The sequence below is a fragment of the Pelomonas baiyunensis genome (assembly GCF_043555935.1).
Taxonomy (GTDB): Bacteria; Pseudomonadota; Gammaproteobacteria; order Burkholderiales; family Burkholderiaceae_C; genus Pelomonas; species Pelomonas baiyunensis.
Genome location: NZ_JBIGIB010000003.1, coordinates 161,053 through 185,691 on the forward strand (window position 1 = coordinate 161,053; position 24,639 = coordinate 185,691).

At 69.9% G+C, this 24,639-nt stretch carries 21 protein-coding genes; 13 read left to right on the top strand and 8 right to left on the bottom strand.

Annotated elements, in window-relative coordinates; genetic code table 11:
- Positions 1-130: 130 nt before the first annotated feature.
- A complete protein-coding gene (locus ACG01O_RS11240; protein WP_394384542.1) occupies positions 131-331 on the top strand; it encodes a hypothetical protein in 201 nt (66 codons plus the stop codon).
- Positions 332-353: 22 nt separating this feature from the next.
- Here the strand turns inward: ACG01O_RS11240 and ACG01O_RS11245 are convergent, their stop codons facing one another.
- Positions 354-2,414 carry an oxidoreductase gene (locus ACG01O_RS11245; protein ID WP_394384544.1) on the bottom strand — a complete coding sequence of 687 codons (2,061 nt, stop codon included), beginning with the start codon at positions 2,412-2,414 and terminating at the stop codon, positions 354-356.
- 191 nt (positions 2,415-2,605) lie between these two features.
- Here ACG01O_RS11245 and ACG01O_RS11250 point away from each other — a divergent pair, with 191 nt between their 5' ends.
- From ACG01O_RS11250 to ACG01O_RS11275, 6 genes are all read left to right on the top strand, one after another.
- Positions 2,606-3,919 carry a DUF4397 domain-containing protein gene (locus ACG01O_RS11250; protein ID WP_394384546.1) on the top strand — a complete coding sequence of 438 codons (1,314 nt, stop codon included), beginning with the start codon at positions 2,606-2,608 and terminating at the stop codon, positions 3,917-3,919.
- Positions 3,920-4,018: 99 nt separating this feature from the next.
- Complete coding sequence (locus tag ACG01O_RS11255) at positions 4,019-4,708, top strand: hypothetical protein (RefSeq protein ID WP_394384548.1); 690 nt, start codon at positions 4,019-4,021, stop codon at positions 4,706-4,708.
- Positions 4,709-4,815: 107 nt separating this feature from the next.
- Positions 4,816-5,028, top strand: coding sequence for a cysteine-rich CWC family protein (locus ACG01O_RS11260; protein ID WP_394384549.1), 213 nt, complete (start codon positions 4,816-4,818; stop codon positions 5,026-5,028).
- Positions 5,029-5,057: 29 nt separating this feature from the next.
- Positions 5,058-5,915 carry a DMT family transporter gene (locus ACG01O_RS11265; RefSeq protein WP_394384551.1) on the top strand — a complete coding sequence of 286 codons (858 nt, stop codon included), beginning with the start codon at positions 5,058-5,060 and terminating at the stop codon, positions 5,913-5,915.
- Between the two features lie 14 nt (positions 5,916-5,929).
- Positions 5,930-7,600 carry a long-chain-fatty-acid--CoA ligase gene (locus ACG01O_RS11270; protein WP_394384553.1) on the top strand — a complete coding sequence of 557 codons (1,671 nt, stop codon included), beginning with the start codon at positions 5,930-5,932 and terminating at the stop codon, positions 7,598-7,600.
- 155 nt (positions 7,601-7,755) lie between these two features.
- Complete coding sequence (locus tag ACG01O_RS11275; protein ID WP_394384555.1) at positions 7,756-8,034, top strand: hypothetical protein; 279 nt, start codon at positions 7,756-7,758, stop codon at positions 8,032-8,034.
- Between the two features lie 52 nt (positions 8,035-8,086).
- Here ACG01O_RS11275 and ACG01O_RS11280 read toward each other — a convergent pair whose 3' ends face one another.
- From ACG01O_RS11280 to ACG01O_RS11290, 3 genes are all read right to left on the bottom strand, one after another.
- The gene (locus tag ACG01O_RS11280) at positions 8,087-9,382 is read right to left on the bottom strand and encodes an ABC transporter ATP-binding protein (RefSeq protein WP_394384557.1); all 1,296 of its coding nucleotides are present in this window, start codon (positions 9,380-9,382) and stop codon (positions 8,087-8,089) included.
- Positions 9,383-9,551: 169 nt separating this feature from the next.
- Positions 9,552-11,279, bottom strand: a complete 1,728-nt coding sequence (locus tag ACG01O_RS11285) for an ABC transporter permease (RefSeq protein ID WP_394384558.1) — start codon at positions 11,277-11,279, stop codon at positions 9,552-9,554.
- 154 nt (positions 11,280-11,433) lie between these two features.
- A complete protein-coding gene (locus ACG01O_RS11290; RefSeq protein WP_394384560.1) occupies positions 11,434-11,745 on the bottom strand; it encodes a DUF2834 domain-containing protein in 312 nt (103 codons plus the stop codon).
- Positions 11,746-11,854: 109 nt separating this feature from the next.
- On the opposite strand from ACG01O_RS11290, the gene ACG01O_RS11295 reads away from it, so the two are divergent.
- Both ACG01O_RS11295 and ACG01O_RS11300 read left to right on the top strand, forming a co-directional pair.
- On the top strand, positions 11,855-12,625 hold the full coding sequence (locus tag ACG01O_RS11295; RefSeq protein WP_394384562.1) for a helix-turn-helix domain-containing protein: 771 nt from the start codon (positions 11,855-11,857) through the stop codon (positions 12,623-12,625).
- Between the two features lie 31 nt (positions 12,626-12,656).
- The gene (locus ACG01O_RS11300) at positions 12,657-13,181 is read left to right on the top strand and encodes a DUF1697 domain-containing protein (RefSeq protein WP_394384564.1); all 525 of its coding nucleotides are present in this window, start codon (positions 12,657-12,659) and stop codon (positions 13,179-13,181) included.
- A 127-nt stretch (positions 13,182-13,308) separates the two neighbouring features.
- Here ACG01O_RS11300 and bglX read toward each other — a convergent pair whose 3' ends face one another.
- Entirely contained in the window at positions 13,309-15,567 is a 2,259-nt protein-coding gene (gene bglX, locus ACG01O_RS11305) for a beta-glucosidase BglX (protein ID WP_394384566.1), read from the bottom strand.
- Between the two features lie 137 nt (positions 15,568-15,704).
- On the opposite strand from bglX, the gene ACG01O_RS11310 reads away from it, so the two are divergent.
- Positions 15,705-16,508, top strand: a complete 804-nt coding sequence (locus ACG01O_RS11310; RefSeq protein ID WP_394384568.1) for a helix-turn-helix domain-containing protein — start codon at positions 15,705-15,707, stop codon at positions 16,506-16,508.
- Positions 16,509-16,511: 3 nt separating this feature from the next.
- Here ACG01O_RS11310 and ribA read toward each other — a convergent pair whose 3' ends face one another.
- Positions 16,512-17,117 (bottom strand): GTP cyclohydrolase II, encoded by a 606-nt coding sequence (gene ribA / locus ACG01O_RS11315; RefSeq protein WP_394384570.1) that lies wholly within the window; start codon positions 17,115-17,117, stop codon positions 16,512-16,514.
- An 86-nt stretch (positions 17,118-17,203) separates the two neighbouring features.
- Here ribA and ACG01O_RS11320 point away from each other — a divergent pair, with 86 nt between their 5' ends.
- The 3 genes from ACG01O_RS11320 (at position 17,204) to ACG01O_RS11330 (ending at position 20,774) form a co-directional block, all read left to right on the top strand.
- Positions 17,204-17,899: a dienelactone hydrolase family protein gene (locus tag ACG01O_RS11320; protein WP_394384571.1), complete on the top strand. Its 696-nt coding sequence runs from the start codon at positions 17,204-17,206 to the stop codon at positions 17,897-17,899.
- A 257-nt stretch (positions 17,900-18,156) separates the two neighbouring features.
- The gene (locus ACG01O_RS11325; protein ID WP_394384573.1) at positions 18,157-18,840 is read left to right on the top strand and encodes a PEP-CTERM sorting domain-containing protein; all 684 of its coding nucleotides are present in this window, start codon (positions 18,157-18,159) and stop codon (positions 18,838-18,840) included.
- Between the two features lie 263 nt (positions 18,841-19,103).
- Positions 19,104-20,774: an HDOD domain-containing protein gene (locus tag ACG01O_RS11330; RefSeq protein ID WP_394384575.1), complete on the top strand. Its 1,671-nt coding sequence runs from the start codon at positions 19,104-19,106 to the stop codon at positions 20,772-20,774.
- A gap of 18 nt (positions 20,775-20,792) precedes the next feature.
- Here the strand turns inward: ACG01O_RS11330 and ACG01O_RS11335 are convergent, their stop codons facing one another.
- Positions 20,793-21,881, bottom strand: a complete 1,089-nt coding sequence (locus tag ACG01O_RS11335) for an HD domain-containing phosphohydrolase (protein ID WP_394384577.1) — start codon at positions 21,879-21,881, stop codon at positions 20,793-20,795.
- Positions 21,878-24,625 (bottom strand): ATP-binding protein, encoded by a 2,748-nt coding sequence (locus tag ACG01O_RS11340; protein WP_394384579.1) that lies wholly within the window; start codon positions 24,623-24,625, stop codon positions 21,878-21,880. Before ACG01O_RS11340 ends, ACG01O_RS11335 begins: the two co-directional genes overlap by 4 nt.
- Positions 24,626-24,639 lie beyond the last annotated feature (14 nt).

Sequence of the window (24,639 nt, forward strand, 5' to 3'; positions counted from 1 at the left end):
GGTGGGGGTGGCTGGGGGCGCGCGTCCCCCACCCGTCCCATCCTCCGGGTGATGGGCGCAGCGGGCCGGGCGCCCGATGCTGACGGCACGGCGTCACCGCACGTCACCGCCCACCCCTTCGGAGCCCGCCATGCCCTTTTTCAACAGCTCGTCGTCCTTCTGGTCCAACTCCAAGCTGCCCGCGCTGGGCCCGGTGCGCAGCAGCAGCGCGCCGCGCAAGCCCGAGGCCTACGGCTGGTTCGACTCCAGCATGGACCTCGCCCAGGGCCTGGAGGTGGTGGAGCAGGACAACGACACCCTCTACCAGCTGTGGCAGCTGGCCCGGGGCTGAGTCAGCGCTGAACCCGTCAGCGTCAGAGGCTGCAGGCCAGCTTCGTGCCTTGCAGGATGGCGCGCTTGGCGTCCAGCTCGCCGGCTTCCAGCGCACCGCCGATCAGGTGCACCTTCACGCCGGCCGCCTTCAGCGGCGCTTCCAGCTCGCGCAGCGGCTCCTGGCCCGCGCACAGCACGATGGTGTCGGCCTCGATCAGCTGGGCATCGGCCCGCTTTTCGCCGTAGCTCACCCACAGCCCTTCGGGCGTGATGCGTTCGTAGTTGACGCTGGCCAGCATCTCCACCCGCTTCATCTTGAGCGCGGCGCGGTGGATCCAGCCGGTGGTTTTGCCCAGGCCCGCGCCAGGCTTGCCGGCCTTGCGCTGCAGCAGCGTGATCTGGCGCGTGGGGGCGTCGGGCGCCGGGCGGGCCAGGCCGGCGCGCACCGCCTCGGGGTCGCCCACGCCCCAGTGCTTGCGCCAGGCGGCGGGGTCCAGCGTCAGCGAGTGGCCGGCTTCCAGCAGGTACTCGGCCATGTCAAAGCCAATGCCGCCCGCGCCCACGATGGCCACGCGCGCGCCCACCGGCTTGTCGTGGCGCAGCACGTCGATGTAGCTCAGCACCTGGCCGCGGGCCTGACCTTCGTCCTGGCCGGGGATGCGCGGGTTGCGCGCACTGACCCCGGTGGCCAGCAGCACCTCGTCGAAGCCCTTCAGGTCATTCGCCGCGACCCGGGTGTTGAGCTTCAGGTCCACGCCGGTGATCTCAAGCCGCCGGCCGAAATAGCGCAGCGTTTCCTGGAACTCTTCCTTGCCCGGCACGCGCTTGGCCATGTTGAACTGGCCGCCGATCTCGGCCGCCGCGTCGAACAGCGTGACCGCATGGCCGCGCTCGGCCAACGTGGTGGCCGCCGCCAGCCCGGCCGGGCCCGCGCCGACCACGGCCACGCGTTTCTTCGCGGCACCGGTTGCCGCCAGTGGCTTCACCACGATTTCTTGCTCGTAGGCCGCGCGCGGGTTCACCAGGCAGCTGGAAATCTTTTGCTGGAAGGTGTGGTCCAGGCAGGCCTGGTTGCAGGCGATGCAGGTGTTGATCTCGTCCGCCCGGTTCTGGCGCGCCTTCTTGACGAACTCCGGGTCGGCCAGAAAAGGCCGGGCCATGGACACCATGTCGGCGCTGCCGTCGGCCAGCACGCCTTCGGCCACCTCGGGCGTGTTGATGCGGTTGCTGGTGATCAGCGGCGTGGTGATGCCTTCGGCCCGCAGCTGCGCACGCAGCTTGGCCGTCACCCACGCAAAGCCGGCCCGCGGCACGCTGGTGGCAATCGTCGGGATGCGCGCCTCGTGCCAGCCGATGCCGGTGTTGATGATGGTGGCGCCGCCGCGCGCCACGCGCCGGGCCAGCTCCATCACCTCGTCCCAGCTGCTGCCGTTGGGAATCAGGTCCAGCATCGAGAGGCGGTAGATGACGATGAAGTCCGGCCCCACGGCCTCGCGGATGCGCGCCAGGATTTCCAGCGGCAGCCGCATGCGGTTTTCGTAACTGCCGCCCCAGGCGTCGGTGCGGTGGTTGGTGTGCTCCACCAGGAACTGGTTGATGAAGTAGCCCTCGCTGCCCATCACCTCGATGCCGTCGTAGCCGGCCTCTCGGGCGAGCTTGGCGCAGCGCACGAAGGCGCGGATCTGCCGCTCGATGCCCCGGGCGCTCAGCTCGCGGGGCGTGAACGGCGTGATCGGGCTCTGGATGCGCGACGGCGCCACGCACAGCGGCGAGTAGCCGTAGCGGCCGGTGTGCAGGATCTGCAGCGCGATCTTGCCGCCCTCGGCGTGCACCGCGTCGGTGATGAGCTTGTGGCGCCGCGCGGCGCCGCTTGTGGCCAGCGTGCCGGCGAACGGCTTGGCCCAGCCCTCGATGTTGGGCGCGAAGCCGCCGGTCACGATCAGGCCCACCTCGCCCCGGGCGCGTTCGGCAAAGAACACCGCCATGCGCTCGAAGTGCTTGCGGCCGTCTTCCAGCCCGGTGTGCATGCTGCCCATGAGCACGCGGTTCTTCAGCGTGGTGAAGCCGAGGTCCAGGGGCGCGAGGAGGTGGGGGTAGGTCATGGCGGCGATGCTAGCGACGCCGGCCGCGCGTGGATTGGAGAGTTCTCCTCAGGTCGACCCGGCTCGACCAGCAACAGTTCTTCACCCGCTGCCAGATGGCGGCAATCGCGATCGGGCTGGGTTGGGTTCTAATCACGCGTCCGCGAACGGGGGATTTGGCCCGGCGGTTTGGTTTTTTCGGAGAGTTTTCGATGCGATTCACCCCCTGGGCCACCCGACTGGTCCTGACGCTGAGCCTGTCGGCCACCGCCTTCCTGACCGCTTGCGGCGGCGGCGGCGGCAGCGGCAGCACCGCGCAGGTCCGCCTGCTCAACGCCACGCAGTCCTACGCGCAGCTGGACCTGACGGTCAACGACAAGACCATCAACAGCAAGGTCGCCTACGCCACCGTCGGTGAGTACGGCGGCGTGGACACCAACAACACCGCCACCAAGGTGCTGACCAGCGACGTCGGCACCAGCATCTCGGCCACCACGCCGACGCTGTCCGGCGGCAACAACTACACCTACATCTCCTACGGCTTCGCCGGTGCCATCCGCACCTCGCTGCTGCAGGAAGCGGAAACCGCCCCCGACACCGGCAAGGCCAAGCTGCTGGTGCTGAACCTGGCGCCGGACGCCGGCGCCCTGGACGTGTACGTCACGGCCAGCGCGGACGCCCTGGACACCGCCACCCCGGTCACGTCCAACCTGCAAGGCGGTTCGGGCAGCGGCTACAACCTGATCAACGCCGGCACCTTCCGCGTGCGCGTGACGGGCTACACCAAGAAGGGCAATGACCTGCGCCTGGACATCCCGGCCATCACGCTCGACTCGGCCAGCGTCAACACGCTGATCCTGACCGCCACCAACGGCGGCGTGCTGGTGAACGGCATGCAGCTGGTGCAAAAGGGCGCCGTCAAGAACTACGCCAACTCGCTGACCCGCGTGCGCGCCGTCAACGCCCTGGCCGGCACGCCCATCGTGGCCGCCAGCGTGAACGGCAACAACATCCTGCCCGCTTCGCTGCCGCCCAACACGACCGACTACTACAGCTTCACCGCCGGTGCCAGCACGACGTCCATCACCGTGAACAGCATCCCGCTGACGGTCGGTTCGCCCAGCTTCGCCGCCGGTGGCGACTACACCCTGCTGATCTGGGGTGATGCCTCGGCGCCGCAACTGTCCGTGCTGAGCGACGACAACCGCCTGCCCACCGTGAGCGGCAACGTGAAGATGCGTCTGGTGAACGGCCTGTCGGTCGCCGGCAGCGTCGCGTCGCTGAACATCGACTTCCAGGCCCAAGCCAGCAACGTGCTGCCCGGCACCAGCTCGGCCCCGGTGAGCATCGGCTCGTCGACCGGCTCGGTCGTCACGGTCAACTCGCCCCTGAAGGTGGACGCCCTGTACAACCCGTCGGCCGGCACCTCGTCGGGCCTGACCCCGCTGACCGCCAACGGCGTCTACACCATCTTCGTGATGGGCGACCCGAACGCCCCGAAGGGCAAGCTCAGCAAGGACCGCTGATCCGCCGCCGGCGCGATCCGCACGCAAAGCCCCCGCGCCACCGGCCGGGGGCTTTTTTCATGCCCGGCCCGCGTGCGGACTGCGGCGAAGATGCGCCCCATGGCCACGCCCTCCCGCTTTCACCTGCAGCGCTTGCGCCAGCTGTGGCGCAGCGCCGGCTGGCCCTGCCAGGACCTGGTGGAGGTGGAACTGCTGGCCGCCGGCTGGGTGGAGCGCCTGCAAGAGCCCGACGGCCGCGAGCGCCTGCGCGTGACCGAGGCCGGCGTGGCGCTGATTGCCGCGTCACTGACCCGCAACCGCGCCGCGCGCGACCGCCACGAGCAACTGGTGGAGCGCGTGGCGGTGGAGATGCAGCGGGCCGGTCGCATCGCTTGGCGCGGGCTCACGCTGCGGGCCGGCCTGCCCGGCGACAGCGAGGGGCAGACCCGCTGGGTGCAGGCCATGCCCGACGTCTATTCCATCCGCCACAGCACGGTGGAGGAGTACCTGGAGCCGGCCATCCATGAGATCAAGGTCAGCCGTGCCGACCTGCTGGGCGAGCTGCGCCGGCCCGACAAATCGGCCGCCTACCGCGCGCTGTGCGGCCAGTGCTGGTTCGTGCTGCGCGCCGGCATCGCCGAGCCCGAGGAAATTCCGCCCGAGTTCGGCGTGCTCATCGGGCACGACACGCACCTGGAGCTGGCCCGCCCCGCCCCGCGCCGCGCCCACAAGCCGGACTTCGCCACCTGGATGACCCTGGCTCGCGCCACGCCGCTGGCGCCGCCGGAGGATCCACAATCCCTACTTTGAACGTTCGTCCTGCCCGCTGACATGGCTGCCGAGTTCCTGACTGTGCCGTCCGTCCCCCTCCTGCCCCTTCGTGGCCGCCGCGCGGCCGGCCGCGCATGAACGGCCCCATGCTCGACGCCCGCTGCCCCCGCTGCGGTGGCGCGTTTGAATGCGGCATGCAGGCCGGCCACTGCGCCTGCTTTGGCATCCGGCTGACCGAGCGGCTGCGGGCCGAGCTGGCCGAGCGCTACAGCGGCTGCCTGTGCCTGCCCTGCCTGCGCGAACTGATCGACGCGAACAGCCGCCCGCCGCTGCCGCCCGGCGCCGCCACGCCCGACTGAGCCGCCGCGCCTTGGCATGATGGGCGGCCATGACCGCCCTTGACCGCCTCGCGCCGCCGCTGTTCATCTTCATCTGGGCCACCGGCTACATCGCCGCCAAGCTGGCCGCGCCCTATGCCGACCCGCTGACCTTCCTGAGCTGGCGCTATGCCGGCGTGGTGGCGTTGATGCTGTCGCTGGCCGTGGTGGCCCGCGCGCCGTGGCCGTCGCCGCGACAGATGCTGCACCTGGCCGTGGCGGGCCTGGGCATCCAGGCGCTGTACCTGGGCGGCGTGTGGGTGGCCATCCGCCAGGGGCTACCGGCGGGCACGGCGGCGCTGATCGTGAACCTGCAGCCGGTGCTGGTGGCCGCGGCCGCGCCGCTCATCGGCGAGCGCGTGTCGCCCCGGCAGTGGGCGGGCGTGGCGCTGGGCCTCGCGGGCGTGGTGCTGGTGATCTGGCACAAGCTCAACCTGGGCGCCAGCTACGGCCCGCCCTTGCTGCTGAGCCTGATGGCGCTGCTGGCCATCACGGCGGGCACGCTCTACCAAAAGCGCTTCGTGCCGCAGTTCGACCTGCGCACCGGGCAGGTGGTGCAGTTCACCGCCGCGCTGGCCGGCACGCTGCCGCTGGCGGGGTGGCTGGAGCCCATGCGCATCGTCTGGAACGCCGACGTGATCTTCGCCATGGGCTGGAGCGTGCTGGTGCTGACGGCCGGCGGCATCAGCCTGATGTTCTACATGCTGCGCCACGGCCGGGTCACGGCGGTCAGCAGCACCATGTATCTGGTGCCCTCTGTCACCTCGGTGATGGCGTGGTTGTTGTTCGGTGAAACACTCGGCGCACAAGCCATTGCCGGCATGGGCGTGACGCTGCTGGGCGTCTACCTGGTGGTGGTGAAAAAGTAGACCGGAGACCCCCGATGACGACGAGAGCCCACCACAAGTTCTGGCCTGCCCGCGTGCCGCACGCCATCGAGCCGCCCGCCACCGCGCTGACCGACAACCTGCTCGTCAACGCGCGGCGCTTTCCGCACCGGGCGGCGCTCGTGTTCCTGGGGCACACCACCACGTATGCCGAACTCGCGGCGCAGGTGCAGCGCCTCACCGCGTGGCTGCATGGGCGCGGCATCGCCAAGGGCGACCGCGTGCTGGTGGACCTGCAGAACTGCCCGCAGCTCGTCATCGCGCACTACGCCATCCTGAGCCTGGGCGCCGTGGTGGTGCCGGTGAACCCGATGTGCCGCGCGGCCGAGATCCGGCACCTCATCACCGACAGCGGCGCCGGGTTCGCCGTGACCAGCGTTGACCTCAGCGCCGAGTGGCTGGCCGCCGGCATGGCGGCCTCAAACCTGCTCGTCACGCGCCTGGCCGAGGTGCTGCCCGGCGGTCGGGCGGAAGGCGCCGAGCTGCCCGCCGGCTGGGCCGACTGGCTCAATGCCGACCTCGCCCTGCCCGCTGGCGCCACGCCCTGGGCCGAGGCCATGGCGTGCACCGCCACACCGCCGGTGGTCCAGGTGGGCGCCGACGACCTGGCCCTGCTGCCCTACACCAGCGGCACCACCGGCCACCCCAAGGGCTGCATGCACAAGCACCGCAGCCTGCAGCACAACATCTTTGCCGGCGGCCTGTGGGCCAACGCCAACCACGAGGACGTGGTGCTGGGCGTGGTGCCCATGTTCCACATCACCGGCATGGTGGTGGTGCTGCACGGCACCCTGGCCTGCGGTGCGGCGCTGGTGCTGATGCCGCGCTGGCAGCGCGAGTACGCGGCCCACCTCATCGCCACCCACCGCGTCACCCGCTGGACCAACATTCCCACCATGGTCATCGACCTGCTGGCCAGCCCGCAGGTGGACCGCTTCGACCTGAGCAGCCTGATCTCCATCGGCGGCGGCGGTGCGGCCATGCCGCAAGCCGTGGCCGAGCGGCTGTGGCAGCGCTACGGCCTGCGTTACATGGAAGGCTACGGCCTGACCGAAACCGCCGCGCCCAGCCACAGCAACCCCTACGACGCGCCGAAGCAGCAGTGCCTGGGCGTGCCCTACCTGAGCTGCGATGCCCGCGTGGTGGACCCCGACACGATGCGCGAGCTGCCCGTGGGCGAGGCCGGCGAAATCATCGTGCACGGCCCCATGGTGTTCGAGGGCTACTGGGGCCGGCCCGACGCCACCGAGGCCGCGTTCATCGCGTTCGAGGGCAAGCGCTTCTTCCGCACCGGCGACATCGGCTTCGTGGACGCCGACGGCTACTTCTTCATGACCGACCGCCTCAAGCGCATGATCAATGCGAGCGGCTTCAAGGTCTGGCCCAGCGAGGTGGAGAACCTCATGCACGCCCACCCGGGGCTGGCCGAGGCCTGCATCATTTCGGCGCCCGACGCCTACCGCGGCGAGACGGTGAAGGCCGTGGTGGTGCGGCGTGCGGGCCATGAATCGCTGACCGAGGCCGAGTTGCGCGAGTGGTGCCGCGCGAACATGGCGGCCTACAAGGTGCCGGCGCTCATCGAGTTCGTGGACAGCCTGCCCAAAAGCGGCGCCGGCAAAGTGATGTGGCGCACCCTGCAAGACCGCGAGAAAGCCGCCGCCAAGTGAGGCCTTCCCTGCGGGTTACCCCGGAGTTACGGGGGGTGGCGCCGGTGTTGTTCACCTTCATCGCCGCGGAGTTTTGACCACCCGAACCCGCCTAACCCCGAAAAAATGATCGACACACAGCAACTCTGCTGTGCCAGCTCAAGGGGGAGACGCAAATGGTTCAAGACCTCGAATTCGCACCGCGGTATTGGGTTCAGGCGGCGGACGACACCTGGTATCCCGCGCCCTGGTGGGCCCAGGCCTTTCCTCTGCTGGATGCATTTGCCGACCCCGGCCGCGCCCGTGCCGAAGAGTCGGCTCGGGCCCAGGAGCTGCAGCAGATCGTGGAGCGTGGCGGCCTGGTGCGCAGCACCGAGCCCGACTCCGCCCTGCCGGTGACCGAGGTGGTGCGCGCGGTGTATGCCCGCGCCGGGGTGGCGCACCTGCTGGCTTGACCCCCAGGTCCGATTGGCGGGCCAGGCCCGCTGACGCGCCCGGGATGGGCGCTCAGTCTTCGTCGGCTTCCGGCAGGTGGATGACGCCGGTGTGGAAGTCGTACTCGAACACCTCGCCGTAACGGGCCCATTCGATGGCCACGCGCAGCACGCGCTCGGCCTCGGTGTGGTCCATGTGGGCCGACAGCAGTTGCAGGAAGGGCTCTTCCTTGAGCTCGCCGTCGGTCTCCTGCTCCAGGCTGTGGCGGATGTACGCCGCCAGCGGCACGTGTTCCAGCAGCTGCTGGCCGAACACCTGGCGGCGGAACTCGTGCGTGCCTTCCACGTACTTGCGGCCCAGGGCCGTCATCAGCAAGTCGCCGCCGCTGAGCTGGGCCAGGCCCAGGCGGTTGAGCGCGTCGGCCAGGGGCAGCACTTCCTCGTCGGTGAGCTCGCTCTCCTCCACCAGCTGCGGCAGGTCGGCGCGGCCCTGGAAGGGGTCGTCGGCCAGCAGTTCCAGCAGGCTTTCCATGCGGCCCACTTCGGCCTCGGGCAGGCGGTCGCCCAGGTGCGGCTTGGCCGTCTCCTCGGCCGCGCCGGGCAGCGTGGTGGCGCTGGTCATGAGGCGGTAGACCTCGTCGATCAGCAGCCGCACCTCGGGGCTGTCGGCGCGGCGCGGGCGCGGCAGCGTGATGGGCAGCTCGGCGCGCACGCGGCCGGGGTTGCTGGAGAAGATCAACACGCGGTCGGCCATCATCACGGCCTCTTCGATGTTGTGCGACACCACCAGCATGGCCTGCGTGGGCATCTGGCCGCCGTCCCACAGCTCCAGGATTTCGTTGCGCAGCCGTTCGCCGGTCAGCACGTCCAGGGCTGAAAACGCTTCGTCCATCAGCAGCACGTCGGGCTCCATGACCAGGGCCCGGGCGATGCCCACGCGCTGGCGCATGCCGCCCGACAACTCGCGCGGCAGCGCACCCTCGAAGCCGGCCAGGCCGATCAGTTCAATGGCCGCCTCGGCCCGCTCGGCCCGGTCGGCCGCAGGCATGCCGGCGGCTTCCAGGCCCAGCTCCACGTTCTGCTGCACCGTGAGCCACGGGAACAGCGCGAAGCTTTGGAACACCATGGCGATGCCTTGCGCCGGCCCGAACAGCGGCTGGCCGCCGTAGTGCACGTCGCCGGCATCGGCCGGAATCAGCCCGGCCATGATGCGCAGCAGCGTGCTCTTGCCCGAGCCGCTCTGGCCCAGCAACGCCACGATTTCGCCCTTGGCGAGCTGGAAGTCCACGCCTTCCAGCACCGAGCGCAGATGACCGTCGGCCGACTTGAAGCCCTTGGCGACCCCCTTCAGTTCGATGAGTGCCTTCATGTACGTTGATCCTTGTGTTTGACGGGCCGGGCGCCGGGCCGCTCCCAAGCCGGCCCGTTGTGGCGATGGGCTTGCCGGTCGAACCGGCCAGCATCGCCGTCCCCACGGGGGACCGACCGGGCCTGCCCGCGTTCAGCAGGGCGGGACTGGGCGAGGGGCTGGCAGTGATTCAGAAATGCATCCTTTCCTCGGCGATGCGGTACAGGCGTCGCCAGACCCAGTGGTTGAGCGCCATGACGAACACGCACATGACGCCGATGCCCAACGCGATGCGCGGGAAGTCGCCGGCGGTGGTCATCTGCTGGATGTAGCTGCCCAGGCCCGCGGCCTGCAGGTGGGTGTCGCCCCAGGTCACGTACTCGGCCACGATGCTGGCGTTCCAGGAGCCCCCGCTGGCGGTGATGGCGCCGGTGACGAAGCTGGGGAAGATGGCCGGCAGCAGGTAGCGCTTCCAGGCCAACCAGCCCTTCAGCCCGAGGTTCTGCGCGGCCAGACGCAACTCGGTCGGGATGGTGGCGGCCCCAGCCACCACGTTGAACAGCAGGTACCACTGCGTGCCCAGGATGATCAGCGGCGACAGCCAGACGTCCGGGTTCAGCTTGAACTTCACGATGAACAGCACCGCCACCGGAAACACCAGGTTGGACGGAAACGCCGCCAGGAACTGCGCCACCGCCTGCACGCGCCCGGCGATGCGGGGGTTCAGGCCGATCCACACCCCGATGGGCACCCAGATGACGGAGGCCACGGCGATCAGCACCAGCACGCGCATCAGCGTGTAGAAGCCCAGCTGGAACACATGCGCGGCTTCGCCCCAGCCCACTTCGGTGTGGATGAAGCTCACCAGGCGCCAGACGGCAAACAGCACCAGCGCAGCGATGAAGGCGTCCCAGGCGCGGGCCCACAGCGGGTTGGGGGCCTGCGGTCGGGCGTGGATGGAGCGGCCGTCGTGGCGCTTCTTGAACGACGCGAAGCTGGCCGTGATCCAGCGGCCCGGCCACGCGCCCAGGCGCTGCAGCAGCGCGGTGCGGCGCAGCCAGGTCAGCAGCCACGACTGCGGCGCGTTCTCGCTGCCCGTGGCCTCGAAGCGGAACTTGTCGGCCCAGGCCAGCAGCGGGCGGAAGAAGAGCTGGTCGTACAGCAGGATGCCGATCAGCATGCCCAGGATGGCCCAGCCGATGGCGCCGAGGTCACGCGCCTCGATGGCCACCGCGATGTAGGAGCCCACGCCGGGCAGCTTGATGTCCTGCCCCGCGACCGAGATGGCTTCGGATGCGACGACGAAGAACCAGCCGCCGCTCATGCTCATCATCATGTTCCACAGCAGGCCCGGCATGGCGAACGGCAGTTCCAGCCGCCAAAAGCGCTGCCAGCCCGACAGCTGGAAGATGCGCGCGGCCTCCTGCAACTCGCCCGGCACCGTGCGGAGGGACTGGTAGAGGCTGAAGGCCATGTTCCAGGCCTGGCTGGTGAAGATGGCGAACAGGGCTGCCAGTTCCACGCCGAACAGGTTGCCCGGGAAGAGCGCGATGAAGGGCGCCACCGCGATCGCCTGGAAGCCCAGGATGGGGATGGACTGCAGGATGTCCAGCAGCGGCACCAGCACCTTCTCGGCGGCGCGCACCTTGGCGGCCAGCACCGCGAACACGCACGCAAACACCACCGACGCCGCCAGCGCGATGAACATGCGCAGCGTGGTGCGCAGCAGGTAGTACGGGAGCTGGGTCGGGTCCAGGCTCAGCGGCAGCGCCTCGCCCAGGTGGAAGGGGCGCGCCATCTGGGCCGCCGCCATGGCCAGCAGCACCAGGACCGCCAGCACAAGCGGCAGCAGCGCCCAGTCCCAGCGGTTGACGCTGGCCTCGACGGCGGAGCGGGTGAAGTAGCGACGGTCAGACATGGGGCCCTGCGAGCAGAAGCCGGCAGCCTACGGGGCTGGCCCGGCCCGCACATGAAGGCCCGCTGTCCCTGGGCTTGCTCGCAGCTTGCGCGGTGCGCTCTGGGGCAGCGGCCCCGCATCGGGTCGCTCGCTGGGCGTTCGCGCGGGCCTGGGCTCAGGCCGCGACTTCCCGTAGGGGCTGCGCGCCCTGGGCCGCAGGCGTCAGCAGCAGGTACAGCAACGGCCCGAACGAGCCAGCGGCCAGGGTGATCATCGCGTAGGGCCAGACGCGGCGGCCTGTGGCCTGGGCGTCCCGCGCGAGAAAGCCCAGCAAGAGCAAGGACGTGATGACGAAGTCGACCAGCAGTTGCCAGGCACCCAGGTTGGCCATGCCCGCCTGCCAGATGCCGAGGTAGCCGACCTCCCACATGGCGTACAGCGAGAACGCACCGAAGGCGGCCAAAACGAGGAAGAGGACGGGTCGCATGACGATCTCCTTGAGGTTGGGGTGCCGTCATGCTGCGGGGGCTGCCGCAGGGCCGCAATGACCTGGGAGGTCATCGCCTCACGGCCGGCTGCGCCTCAGAATGCGCCACATGACGGCCCTCCTCGCCACCCTGCGCAAGTCGCGTCGCGTCAGCCAGCTGGAGCTGTCGCTGCGAACCGGCGTCTCGCAACGCCACCTCAGCTGCATCGAGACAGGCCGCTCCGGCGTGGGCCGCGAGACGCTGCTCACGTTGCTGGACGGGCTGGGTGCCTCGCTGGAGGAGCGCAACCAGGCGCTGTTGGCCGCCGGCTACGCACCGGCCCACACCGAGCGTTCGCTGGACGATCCGGAAATGGCGCCAGTGCGTGCGGCCTTGGCGCAGCTCATCCACGCCAACGGCGCTGCACCCGCGCTGGTGTTGGACGGTGAGTACAACGTCGTCATGGCCAACGCGGGCCTGGCGCGGCTGCTCACGCTGCTGGGCCTGCCGGCCGAGGCCCTCCTGGCCCAACCGCTGAACCTGCTGCGTGCCGTGTTTGCGCCGGGCGGCCTGCGCACGCTGTGCGTGGACGAAGCCTGGCTGTGCAATGAGATGTGGGCCCGCGCCAGCCGAGAAGCCGAGCACCTGCCCCGGCTGCGCACATTGTTGGATGAGCTGCGGCCGACGTTGGCGCCCTGGGCGGGCAGCGAGACCTGCAGCCTGCTGCCCGTGCTGGCTTTCCGCCTGCGCGCGGCGGACGGGCGCGTGTTGAGCTTCTTCTCCACCCTCACCAGTTTCGGCACGCCGCTGGACATCACGCTGGCGTCGCTGAAGGTGGAGCACCTGTTCCCAACGGACGAGGTGACGCGCGCCGCGCTGGCCGAGGTGGCGATGGGTTAGCGTTCGGCCTTTTCGATCGAGGACGCGAACCATGCCCCGTTACGTCGCCATGCTCCGAGGCGTGAGCCCGATGAACTGCAGCATGTCCGAGCTCAAGCGCAGCCTGGAAGCCGCCGGCCTGGCCGACGTGAAGACGCTGCTGAGCAGCGGCAATGTGGCCTTCACGGTGGCACGGACGCTGCCGCCCGCGGTGCTGCAGAAGCGCGTGGAGAAGGCCATGAAGGACGGCATGGGGCGCAGCTTCCCTGCCGTCGTGCGGCTCAGCACGCAGTTGCGGCAGCTCATCCAGTCCGATCCGTTTGCCGAGTTGGAGCTGCCGACCGAGGCCAAGCGCGTCGTGACCTTTCTGCGCAACCCCGGGGCCGTGTCCGAGGTCCTGCTGCCGATCGGCGTGCCCGATGCCTACATCTTCAAGCGCGTGGGCAGCGAGGTGTTGTCCGTCTACGTGCCCGACGAGAAGCGGGGCCCGGCCTTCATGCAGCTGCTGGAGAAGACCTTCGGCCAGGACATCACGACGCGCACCTGGGACACCGTCACGAAGTGTGCGGCCGCCTGAGCGCTTCGAGGGGTCCCGCCGAACGGTGCGCCGCCAGCACTCGAAGTGCTTTGGCCCGCGCGAGCCCGACGGCCCTGCGTGTTAGCGCGTGGGGGCGCTGACGCGCCGCGATGCGCGTCAGCCCTGATCAGCGCGTCAGCTGGAACTCGGTGTGCGCGGTGGCCGCGGAGCTGCCGCCCACCCACACGTCGAAGCGGGCGGGCTCCACGCCCCAGGCTTTCGTGACGGGGCTCCAGAACTTCAGCTCGTCGCGGCCCAGGGTGAAGCTCACCGTCTGCTCGGCGCCGGGCGCCAGGTGCACGCGCTGGAAGCCCTTCAACTCCCGCTGCGGCCGCGCGGCGCTGCCCGAGCGCTGGTGGGTGTAGAGCTGCACCACCTCGTCGCCCGCCACCGCGCCGGTGTTGCGCACCGTAACGCTCACCTTCACCGGCGCGCCGGCCTTGGCCGTGGTGCGGTCCAGCGTGAGGCCGCTGTACGTGAAGCTCGTGTAGCTCAGGCCGTGGCCGAAGGGGTACAGCGGCGAAGAGGGCGCATCGGTCGAATAGCGCGAGGTGAAGTTGCGGCCGGTCTCGTCGGCATGCGTGCGGTTGTGGTTGTAGTAGGCCGGCACGTGGCCGGTGCTGCGCGGCCAGCTCACCGGCAGCTTGCCGCCCGGGTTCACCGCGCCGCTGAGCACGTCGGCCACCGCGTGGCCGCCCTCGCTGCCCGGGAACCAGGCCTCCACGATGGCCGGCACGTGCGTGCTGGCCCAGGCGATGTCCAGCGGCCGGCCGTTCAGCAGCACCAGCACCACCGGTTTGCCCGTGGCCACCACCGCCTCCAGCAGCGCCTGCTGGTTGCCCTGCAGCGCCAGCGACGCGACGGACGCCGCCTCGCCGCTCATGTTGGCGCGCTCGCCCAGCACCATCACCACGGCTTCGGCCTGGCGCGCGGTCGCCACGGCTTTGGCCAGTTCGGCCTGCTGCTCGGCAGCGGACATCAGCGCCGGGGCCGCCTTGCCTTGATCGGCATCCCAGGGCAGCGGATAGGCGCGCTGCATGTCGCCACCGCGTGCGAACGTCACCTCGGCCTGCGGCCAGCGGGCCTTGATGCCTTCGAGCACCGTCACGCCGGTGGTTTTCTCCACCGTCCAGGAGCCGAGGATGTCTTCGCCGCTGTCGCCCAGCGGGCCGATGACGGCAATGCGCTTGAGCGACGCCGCCAGCGGCAGCGCCCGGCCCTCGTTGCGCAGCAGCACCAGCGAGCGCTGCGCGGCCTCGCGCGTGGCGGCGCGGTGGGCGGGGTCGTTGAACACGGCGGCCTTGCGCTCCGGCGCACCGTAGGGTTGTTCGAACAGACCCATGCGCAGCTTCACCGTCAGCACCTCACGCACCGCGTCGTCCACCACCCGCATCGGCAGCTTGCCGGCCTTCACCAGCGCCGGCAGCTGGCGCATGTAGCTGTTGCTGGCCATGTCCATGGTCACGCCGGCCTGCAGGCCGCGCGCGGCGGCGTCGGCGTTGTCGGCCGCAAAGCCGTGGTTCTCCAGCGACTGCACCGCGAACGCGTCGCTGATGACGAAGCCCTTGAAGCCCATCTCCCGGCGCAGCACGTTGCGCAGCAGCCAGGCGTTGCCCGAGGCCGGCACGTCGTTGAGCGTCATGTAGGCCGACATCACCGTGCCCGCACCCGCGTCGATGGCCGCCTGGAAGGGCGGGAAGTACACGTTGCGCAGCGTCACCTCGGGCACGAAGACCGAGTCGTAGTCGCGCCCGCCGTCGGCCGCGCCGTAGGCGGCGAAGTGCTTCACGCTGGTCAGCACGCGCTCGGGCGTGCCGAGCGCCGGGCCCTGCAGGCCGCGCACCTGGGCGCGGGCCATGGCCACGCCCAGGAAGGTGTCCTCGCCCGCGCCTTCCACGATGCGGCCCCAGCGGGCATCGCGGGCGATGTCCACCATGGGCGTGAAGGTCCAGTTGATGCCGGCCACCGACGACTCTTTGGCGGCGATGGCTTGCGAGCGCTCCACCAGCGCCGGGTCCCACGAGGCGGCCAGGCCCAGCGGCACCGGGAACACGTTCTTGTAGCCGTGGATCACGTCGTAGCCGAACAGCAGCGGGATGCCCAGGCGGCTTTCCTTCACCGCCACGCGCTGCAGCCGGGCGATCAGGTCGGAGTCGATGGTCCACAGCACCGAACCTGCCTTGCCGGCGCGGATGAGCTCGTCCGGCGTCTCCTTGTTCGGGCCCGGCACCTCGGCGCCCAGCTGCGTGAGCTGGCCGATTTTTTCCTCCAACGTCATGCGGGCGATCAGCGCGTTGGCGCGTTGCGTGACGGTGTCGGCACCCGCCGTGGTGGCGGTGAGCAAGCAGGCGCAGGCGGCCGCAGCCAGCGGCGAGAGTCGGGCCATGGGGATGTCTCCTGAATCGTTGTGGTGTTCTGACCGGCGGCGACTCTAGGTTCCGGGCCCGGGGGGCGTGAATCGCCGCACGGGCGATCCGCCTATAACATCGGCCGATGCGCGGCGTGATCGGATCGACCGGACCCATGATGCCCATGACCGGCTACTTCAACAGCCGCGCGGAGCCGCGTCAGTGGGTGGAGGGCAACCTCGCGCACTGGAACGGTTACTTCACGCTCCGAGGGAAAGGCGAGGTGCGCTTCCCTCAGGAGATGGTGACCACCAGCGTCGGCGAGCTGCTGCTGCTGGCGCCCACGCACCCGCGCTCCTACCGCATTCCGGACCCGCAAACGGGTTGGGAGTTCTACTGGCTACATTTTCGGACGACGCCCCGGCTGGACGGCTGCCTGCCCTGGTTTGACCCGGCCCGCCGCTGGCAGGCGCATGCGGTGGCCGATGTGTCGCTGCGCGTGGAGCTGGCCTCGCAGCTGGAGGCCGCGCACCGCTTCAACCTGACCGAACCCGACCTGCCCCAGCGTGAGGCCATCGTCGAGGCGCTGCTGGAAGCCTTCCTGCTGCGCGTGGCCGGCGCCGAGGCCAGCCCGGGCGGCGCCAACCCGGTGGACCCGCGCATCGAGCGCGTGCTGGAGCGCTTCCATTGCGACCTGGCCGCGCCGGTGAATGTCGATCAGCTCGCCGAGTTCGCCGGCCTGTCGCGCTCGCAGTTCTGCCTGCTGTTCCGCCGCGGCACCGGCCGCTCGCCCCAGGTCTACATGGAAGACCGCCGCCTGGAAATGGCCGCGCATTACCTGCGCGCCACCGGCCAGCCCGTGGCCGAGGTGGCCGAGATGGTGGGCTTTGCCAACCCGTTCTATTTCACGCTGCGCTTTCGGCGCCGGCATGGGCTGAGCCCGACGGCGTACCGCGAGCAACACAGCGGCGGCGCGTGAGGCTCACTCGAACAGATGCCCCAGGTCGTGGTGGCCCATGGACTCGGCCTTGGTGCGCAGGTACTTCTCGTTGTCCGGCCCCAGCGGGGTGAGGGAGGCTTCGCGCTCCACCACCTCGATGCCGAACTCGGCCAGCGCGGCCATCTTGAGCGGGTTGTTCGTCAGCAGCCGGATGCGGTGCACGCCCAGCGCGCGCAGCATGCAGGCAGCGGCGTCGTAGCGACGGGCGTCGATGGGCAGGCCCAGCACCGCGTTGGCCTCGATGGTGTCGCGGCCGGCGTCTTGCTCGGCATAGGCGCGCAGCTTTTGCACCAGGCCGATGCCCCGGCCCTCGTGGCCGCGCATGTAGATGATGGCGCCGCGCCCGAGGGCGGCGATGCGCTTCATGGCGCTTTCCAGCTGCGGCCGGCAGTCGCAGCGCAGCGAGCCGAACACCTCACCCGTCACGCACTCGGAGTGCACGCGCACCACCGGCGGCTCGTCGCCGGCCAGGTCGCCCATGCTCAGCACGACGTGCTCCTGCCCGCTGTCACCCTCCCGGAAACCGTGGATGGTGAACTCGCCGTAGGGCGTGGGCAGGCGGGTGGAAACGATGTGTTCGATCTTCATGGCGAGCCCGCATTGTCCCCTGGGCGGGAAACCCCCCGGCAGATGCGGCAGCATTCGCGGCTGAATCTGCAACCCAAGGAGCAACCATGGCGCAAAACATCCACTTCGCACGTCCCGACGGTGTCAGCGTGCCGGGCTATCTGGCCGAGGCCGATCGGCCGGTGGGGGCGGTGGTGGTCATCCAGGAGTGGTGGGGCCTGAACGACCAGATCCGCGGCGTGGCCGACCGTTTCGCCCGCGCTGGCTTCACGGCCCTGGTGCCCGACCTGTACCGCTGCCAAAGCACCGTGGAGGCGGAGGAGGCCCACCACCTGATGACGGGCCTGGACTTCGGCCAGGCCGCCTCGCAAGACGTGCGCGGCGCGGTGCAGTACCTGCAAGGCCTGAAGCTGGGCAGCGGCAAGGTGGGCATCACCGGCTACTGCATGGGCGGTGCGCTGACCGTGCTGGCGGCCACGATGACGCCCGAGGCCGCGGCCGCCGTGGTTTGGTACGGCATGCCGCCGCTGGAGTACGTGGACGCCAGCCGAGTGGCCATGCCCGTGCAGGCCCACTGGGCCACGCAGGACGAGTTCTTCAAGATCGACGGCGTGGACGCGCTGGAAGCCAAGTTCGCCGACGCGGGCGTGCGCTACGAGGGCCACCGCTACCTGGCGCACCACGCCTTCGCCAACGAAACCGCGCAAGGCCCACACCGCCTGCCGCAGACGCAATACGACGCCACCTGGGCCACCCAGGCCTGGGACCGCACGCTGCGTTTCTTCGGCCAGCACCTGGGCTGACCTTGCATGGCGGGGTGACCGCTGCAGCGGCGGCACACAGCGATTGCGCCGGCGCGCATGACGTCCACCTGGACCCCCGGGGCCAAGGGGCGCAATGCCGCGTCGAGATTTTTTACAGCGGCGCTCCGCCGGAGTCTATCAAGGCCATCCATCGCTTTTGTTGATCGGCTCTTTCGGCCGCTGGCCCATCCTTTGCTTGTGGCACCGCCCGCCCGCCCGGATCTTCGGTCGGCCATCCGATACACCAACACTTACACATGCGCCTGAATCTCTTCGGCCTCGCCCTGGCCTCCTCTCTGCTGACCGCCAGTCAATTGGCTGCGGCGAACGTCTCGGCCATCTCTGAAAATTTCGAGGGCACGTTGTCGAAGTGGGTTGACCGCAGCGTCTCCGTCGGCGGCCCGGTTCAGTCCGCCATCGTGGTGGACCCGCTCAATGCGGCCAACCACGTGCTCGGCTTCAACATGATGTACAGCGCCGGCAGCCTGTTCAGCGCTGACACCATCCAGACCACCAATGGCATGTTCACGGTCAGCTTCGACTACCTGGGCCTTGCGCAGCCGGGCAGCGTGGCCGGTGACCTGGGCGGCTTCTTCGGCATCAGCCAAGGCAACCCGGGCTTCCACGACTGGATCGCCGGGACCCTGGATGGCTACCAGATGGCCAACGGCGTGCCCGTCATCAACCTCATCGATGACGGTGCGTGGCACCACTACAGCCTGACCTTCAAGTCCACCATCGGCAATTCGGTGCACCTGATGTTCGAGGACTTTCAAGGCTCGGGTGGTGTTGCGGGTGACGTCTTCTTCGACAACATCCAGTTCAACGACAGCAGCGTTCCAGCGGCTCCGCTCAACAACCTGCCCGAGCCGGGCAGCCTGGCCCTTCTGGGCGCCGCGGCTCTTGGCGCTGCCGCCGTGCGCCGCAAGCGCCAAGCCTGACCCGCTGACCCGCGTGTCGAAGCACCTCGCGCTTGCCGCGTGAGGTTCTTGTTTGCATCGGGTGTGGGGTGCTGCGATGAGTGCAGCTGTTCGGTGAGTCGGCCCGTTCGTGGCGCCCCTCACGGCAGCCAGCCGTGCGAAGTTGCCCGATCCGCCACCCCCGCCCCGCTGAATCCATGGCGGGTGTGGGGGCTTGCGTGCTAGCCTGCCGGCGCTCCACAAAAACGAGAGATGCGCCCCCGCCGGCGCAGGGATGCAGATCGATGCAGCACGAGGAAACACGCCGCGCCGACGGGGAAAACGGCACGGGCGTCAGCGCGTCCAAGGTCACACCGGCTCCAGCGCCGGCCCCACCGCCGCCGCCCCCGCCACCGCCCAGCGCTGCCGCGCAGGACGAGGCCGAGGCGCGCGAAGAGGCGATGCGCCAGCAGCGCCTGACCCGTGTGATGCAAAGCATCGATGCCCAGCCCGACTTCGCGGCCGTGAAGGCCTCGATGCTGAACCTGCAGCAGATCAGCCGCTCCGAGCGCTCGCACGTGCGGGCGCTGACCGACCTGATCCACGACGACCCGGCCATGCTCGCCAAGCTGTTGCGGCTGGTGAATGCGGCCTTTTACCGCTCGGTGGGCGGCGGCGAGATCACCAGCATGGCGCGCGCCGTGCAGCTGCTGGGCTTTCAGAAGGTGGGCATGCTGGCCAGTTCGCTGCGCCTGTTCGAGACCCTGCCCAAGACCGCCGACGGCCTGCGCATGCAGCAGGAGTTCGCCCGCTCGCAGCTGGCGGCTTTGCTGGCGCAAGATTTCTGCCACAGCCGCCGGCACGGCGACACCATTTACCTCTCGGCGCTGTTCCAGCGGCTGGGGGACCTGCTGGCCGGCCTGCACTTCCAGGACGACGCCCAGGTCATCGAAGACAAGCTGGACATGCAGGACCTGCCCAAGGAGTCGCCGCAGCGCCACCGCGCGCGCGACAAGCTGGCCCGCGCCAACTGGGGGGTGACGGTCGAAGAGATCGGCCACGACGTGGCGCGCGGCTGGGGCTGGCCGGCCAACCTGCTGGGCACCATGCGCAGCCTGCACCCCGAGTCGCCCGAAGACCCGCTGGAAGGCGACGACTACGCCCGCGTGCTGTGCACCGCGGTCAACAGCTTTGCCGGCGAGCTGATGCAGGTGCCGCGCGTGGGCACGCTGGAAGAGCAGGCCGAGGCCCGCGGCCCGGTGGTGCGTGCCTTTGCCGAGCGCCATGCGGAGCAGCTGGGCCTGAACCCCGAGACCCTGGCCGAGGCGGTGGAGCAGACCTTTGCTGCGTGGCTGGAGCTGCTCAAGGCCCTGGGCGTGACGCTGCTGGCCCCCGGCGAGGTGCCGGCCAAGGCTGCGGCCAAGAAGCTGGACCCCAACTCGCGCGAGTACCGCCAGAACCTGGCGGACAACCTGGCGGACGCCATCGAGCACCTGCGTCGCATGAACCGGCGCTCGGCCCCGCTGCAAGACGTGCTGGACGCGGCGTTGAAGCTGCTGATGAAGTCGCTGGACCTGCAGCGCGCCGTGGTGTGCCTCACCGACCCCAGCGCCGCCGGCCTGCGCGGCAGCATGGGCGTGGGCGACAAGGCCGTGGTGCTGGCACCTTTCTTCGAGATTCCGCTGGCGCCGCCGAGCTGCCTGTTCGGCCTGCTGTGCGCCAAGAATGCCGACACGCTGATCCGCGACGTGGCGGACCCCGTCATCGCCAAGCGCCTGCCGGGCTGGTACCCGGAGCGGGTCAAGGCCGGCACCTTCCTCGTGCTGCCCTTGATGACTACGGGCCAACAGGTGGTGGGCATGCTGTATGGCGACCAGCGCCAGGCCGGTGACCTGGTGGTGCACGACCGCGGGCTGGCGCTGCTGCGCGACCTGCGCCAGCAGGTGCTGAACGCGGTGATCATGCCGCGCGCCTGAGCGGCGCTCCGGCCGAACTCAAACCTTGCCCAGCAGCCCGGCCAGCTGCGGCGCCAGCGCGGCGTCGTCGTCGGCAAAGCGCTCGCGGATGGCGAGCACGCCGGGCCAGTCGCCCAGGAAGGCGTCCACGCAAGCCGGGTCGAAGTGCTGGCCCGAGGCCTCGCGGATGAACGCCTGCGCGCGGTCCAGCGGCCAGGCCGGCTTGTAGGGGCGCTGCGAGGTCAGCGCGTCGAACACGTCGGCCACCGCCACGATGCGGCTGAACAGTGGAATCGCCTCGCCCGCCAGGCCCTGCGGGTAGCCGCTGCCGTCGAACTTCTCGTGGTGGCCGTGGGCGATGTCGGCCCCGGCGCGCAGGTAGGCCGAGCTGCTGTCTTTCAGGATGTCGTAGCCGTGCCGGGCGTGCTGCTTCATCACCTCGAACTCTTCGGGCGTGAGCTTGCCGGGCTTGAGCAGGATGTGGTCCGGGATGCCGACCTTGCCGATGTCGTGCAGCGGCGCGGCGTGCAGCAGCAGGTCCAGGTCGTCGCCGTTCAGGCCGAGGTGGCGGCCGATCAGCTGGGCGTAGTGCGCCATGCGCAGGATGTGGGCGCCGGTCTCGGGGTCGCGGAACTCCGCCGCGCGCGACAGCCGCAGCACGGTTTCCAGCTCGCGCAGCCGCAGTTCAGCGGTGGCCTCGCGCACCTCGGCGGCCAGCCGGTCAGCGTGGTGCAGCAGCGCGCGGCGCGCGCGTGACAAGGCCAGCAGGTTGCGCGCCCGGGCCGAGAACTCGACCCGGTCCACCGGCTTGGTGAGGAAATCGGTGGCGCCGGCGTCCAGCGCGCGGTAGCGGGTGTCCTTGTCGGCGTCGGCCGTGATCATCAGCACCGGCAGGTCTTCGCAGCCGGGGGTCTGGCGCAGGGCCTGCAGCAGTTGCACGCCGTCCAGCCCCGGCATCATGTAGTCGAGCACGATCAGGTCCGGCCGCTGCGCCTGCGCCCAGGCCAGGCCGGCGTGGGCGTCGGCAAACACCACCGCGTCGCAGTCGGGCAGCTTGCCCAGCAGGGCCTGGAACAGCGCCAGGTTGATGGCGTTGTCGTCGATGACCTGCACGCGTTGTCGGCTCATGGCAGGGTGGTCTCCACACGGGTGAGGGCGTCCAGCAGGCCTGGCATGGCGCGCAGGATCTGGGCATGCAGGGCGTCCACGCGCTCGGCCTGGCGCTGGCGGGCGCTGGCTTCCAGCCGCTCGGCCGCCAGGGCCACGGGCTCGGCGCCGAACATGCGCAGCGTCGATTTCAGGGTGTGGCACACGTAGGTCATGCCCTCCCAGTCGCGCTGGGCCACGGCGGTGGCCAGCCGTTCGGCGTCCAGCGGCCACTGCTTCAGGAACACCGGCGCAATGATGGCCACGACCGTGGCGTCGGCGCGGGCCAGGCCCTGGGTGGCGTCGTAGCCCGGTGCCGGTGCGGCCTCGGCTCGGCCAGCAGGCGCGGGCGCGCTGCGCGGGGCATGGCGGGCCAGCACGCGCTCGAACTCGGCCACCACGAGGGGTTTGGCGAGGTAGTCGTCCATGCCTGCGTCCAGGCAGCGCTGGCGGTCGGCGGGCAGGGCGTTGGCGGTCATGGCGATGATGGGGGTGCGCGGCCCTTGCTCCATCGCGCGGAAGCGCCGGGTGGCCTCCAGCCCATCCAGCACCGGCATCATCATGTCCATGAAGACGAGGTCGAAGCGCCGCGCCAGCAGCTGCGCCAGGGCTTCCTCGCCGTCGCCGGCCAGCACCACGCGGTGGCCGCGCCGGGTCAGCAGGTTCATGGCCAGGCGTTGGTTGACCGGGTGGTCCTCCACCAGCAGCACATCCATCGCGGCGGCGTCGCCAGCCTCGTCTGCGGTGGTGCCGGCGGGGGCCTCAGGGGCCTGCGGAGCGGCCACGCGGGCCAGGGGCAGCTGCACATGGAATTCGCTGCCGCGGCCCACCTCGCTGTCCACCCAGATGCGCCCGCCCATGGCCTGCACCAGCCGGGCCGAGATGGTCAGCCCCAGCCCGGTGCCGCCGTAGCGGCGGGTGATGGAACTGTCTTCCTGCGTGAAGGCGTCGAAGATGGTGTGCAGCAGGTGGGCCGGGATGCCGATGCCGCTGTCGCGCACGCTGAAGCGCAACTCGTAGCGTTCGGGCGAGGCGTCTTCGATGCGCACGGTGGTGACGATCTCGCCGCGCTCGGTGAACTTGATGGCGTTGCCCAGCAGGTTCAAAAGCACCTGGCGCAGCCGCCCAGCGTCGCCCACCACCCAGCCGTGCAGGTCGGGTGCGATGTTGTGCGTCAGGGTCAGGCCCTTGAGCGTGGCAGCGCCGACGAGTGACTTGATCGCGGCGTCCACCGTGGCTTCGACGCTGAAGGGCAGGGCCTCGATCTGCAGCTTGCCGGCCTCGACCTTGGAGAAGTCCAGGATGTCGTTGATGACCCGCATCAGCGACTCGGACGACGACTTCACCACCTCCAGGTAGCCGCGCTGCTCGTCGTCCAGGGGGGTGTCCAGCGCCAGCTCGGTCATGCCCATGATGCCGTTCATGGGCGTGCGGATTTCATGGCTCATGTTGGCCAGGAATTCCGACTTGGCCCGGTTGGCGGACTCGGCGGCCTCCTTGGCGCTGCGCAGCTCCTGCGCCACCGCATGGGCCTGGGTCACGTCCTGCCAGATGCCGGTGTAGACGATGTGGCCGCGCGGTGTGAGGTGGGCGTCGGGGTGGGCTTCGCTGCTGATCCAGAGCGTGGCGCCATCCGGCCGGCGGATGCGGAACTCGCCGCGCCAGGCGATGCGCTGGCGCATGGCGTCGTGCATGGCCACCGCGGCGCGGCTGCGGTCCTCCGGCAGGATCAGGTCCAGCATCGCGTCGGTGTCGCTCAGCACGTGCTCGGGCTGCAGGCCCATCAGATGCCGCACCGTCTCGCTGACGAAGGTGAAGCGGAAGGTCAGCGTCTCTGGCGACACCTCCACCTGGTACACGGCGCCCGGTACCGCGTTGGTGATGCGCCGCAGCCGCGCCTCGGCCTGCTGGATGGAGGCCTCCAGCGCCTTGCGCGCGGTGATGTCGGTGCGGATGGCGATGTATTGAACCGGCACGCCGTGCTCGTCTTTGAGCGGCACGATGGTGGCCTGCACCCAGTACAGGTGGCCGGCGCGGGCGCGGTTGCAAATCTCGCCGTGCCACACCCGGCCGGCACGAATGGTTTGCCAGAGGTTGGCGAAGAACGCGCGGTTCTGCACGCCGGAGTTGATGAGCCGGTGGTTCTGGCCCACCAGCTCTTCGCGGCTGTAGCCGCTGATCTTGATGAAGCTGTCGTTGACGTAGGTGATCTCGCCGCCCACCGTGGTGATGCTGACGATGGCGTGCTGGTCCAGCGCGAACTTCTGGTTGGCGAGTTCGGCCAGCGCGGCCTGCAGTTCGCGGCGGCCTTGCTCGCGCTGGCGGAACAGGTCGGCCACGCGGTGCGAGAGCGATTCCAGGCTGTCGTCCTGCGCGGGCAGCCGGGCGTCGCCGGTCTCGGCCATCAGGGTGTCCACGGTCGCGCGCAGCGCGTCGATGGCCCGGTTGCGGCTCAGCAGCTCGGCGCGCAAGCGCTTGTTGCTGTCGGTGGTTTCGGCGGAGCTGAGCTCCAGGCTGCGGGTCTTGAGGTCCAGGTCGCGGTCGTAGTTGTCGTACGCGCCGTCGATGCGCTCCAGCAGCAGGCCCAGCCCTTGCAGTGCCGCCGCCTGCTCGGGGCTGAGGGCATCGCCGGCTTTCAGCGCGGTGAGCTCCGCCAGGCGCGGCCCCACCTCGGCCTCTTGCAGGCCCCAGGCCCGGCGCAGCTGGCGGATCAGCAGTTTGTGCATGGCGGCAGGGGCGG

Coding starts and splice junctions, on each gene's coding strand:
- ACG01O_RS11240 (WP_394384542.1), top strand. CDS start 131: ATGCCCTTTTTCAACAGCTCGTCGTCCTTCTGGTCCAACTCCAAGCTG.
- ACG01O_RS11245 (WP_394384544.1), bottom strand. CDS start 2,414: ATGACCTACCCCCACCTCCTCGCGCCCCTGGACCTCGGCTTCACCACG.
- ACG01O_RS11250 (WP_394384546.1), top strand. CDS start 2,606: ATGCGATTCACCCCCTGGGCCACCCGACTGGTCCTGACGCTGAGCCTG.
- ACG01O_RS11255 (WP_394384548.1), top strand. CDS start 4,019: ATGGCCACGCCCTCCCGCTTTCACCTGCAGCGCTTGCGCCAGCTGTGG.
- ACG01O_RS11260 (WP_394384549.1), top strand. CDS start 4,816: ATGCTCGACGCCCGCTGCCCCCGCTGCGGTGGCGCGTTTGAATGCGGC.
- ACG01O_RS11265 (WP_394384551.1), top strand. CDS start 5,058: ATGACCGCCCTTGACCGCCTCGCGCCGCCGCTGTTCATCTTCATCTGG.
- ACG01O_RS11270 (WP_394384553.1), top strand. CDS start 5,930: ATGACGACGAGAGCCCACCACAAGTTCTGGCCTGCCCGCGTGCCGCAC.
- ACG01O_RS11275 (WP_394384555.1), top strand. CDS start 7,756: ATGGTTCAAGACCTCGAATTCGCACCGCGGTATTGGGTTCAGGCGGCG.
- ACG01O_RS11280 (WP_394384557.1), bottom strand. CDS start 9,382: ATGAAGGCACTCATCGAACTGAAGGGGGTCGCCAAGGGCTTCAAGTCG.
- ACG01O_RS11285 (WP_394384558.1), bottom strand. CDS start 11,279: ATGTCTGACCGTCGCTACTTCACCCGCTCCGCCGTCGAGGCCAGCGTC.
- ACG01O_RS11290 (WP_394384560.1), bottom strand. CDS start 11,745: ATGCGACCCGTCCTCTTCCTCGTTTTGGCCGCCTTCGGTGCGTTCTCG.
- ACG01O_RS11295 (WP_394384562.1), top strand. CDS start 11,855: ATGACGGCCCTCCTCGCCACCCTGCGCAAGTCGCGTCGCGTCAGCCAG.
- ACG01O_RS11300 (WP_394384564.1), top strand. CDS start 12,657: ATGCCCCGTTACGTCGCCATGCTCCGAGGCGTGAGCCCGATGAACTGC.
- bglX (WP_394384566.1), bottom strand. CDS start 15,567: ATGGCCCGACTCTCGCCGCTGGCTGCGGCCGCCTGCGCCTGCTTGCTC.
- ACG01O_RS11310 (WP_394384568.1), top strand. CDS start 15,705: ATGATGCCCATGACCGGCTACTTCAACAGCCGCGCGGAGCCGCGTCAG.
- ribA (WP_394384570.1), bottom strand. CDS start 17,117: ATGAAGATCGAACACATCGTTTCCACCCGCCTGCCCACGCCCTACGGC.
- ACG01O_RS11320 (WP_394384571.1), top strand. CDS start 17,204: ATGGCGCAAAACATCCACTTCGCACGTCCCGACGGTGTCAGCGTGCCG.
- ACG01O_RS11325 (WP_394384573.1), top strand. CDS start 18,157: ATGCGCCTGAATCTCTTCGGCCTCGCCCTGGCCTCCTCTCTGCTGACC.
- ACG01O_RS11330 (WP_394384575.1), top strand. CDS start 19,104: ATGCAGCACGAGGAAACACGCCGCGCCGACGGGGAAAACGGCACGGGC.
- ACG01O_RS11335 (WP_394384577.1), bottom strand. CDS start 21,881: ATGAGCCGACAACGCGTGCAGGTCATCGACGACAACGCCATCAACCTG.
- ACG01O_RS11340 (WP_394384579.1), bottom strand. CDS start 24,625: ATGCACAAACTGCTGATCCGCCAGCTGCGCCGGGCCTGGGGCCTGCAA.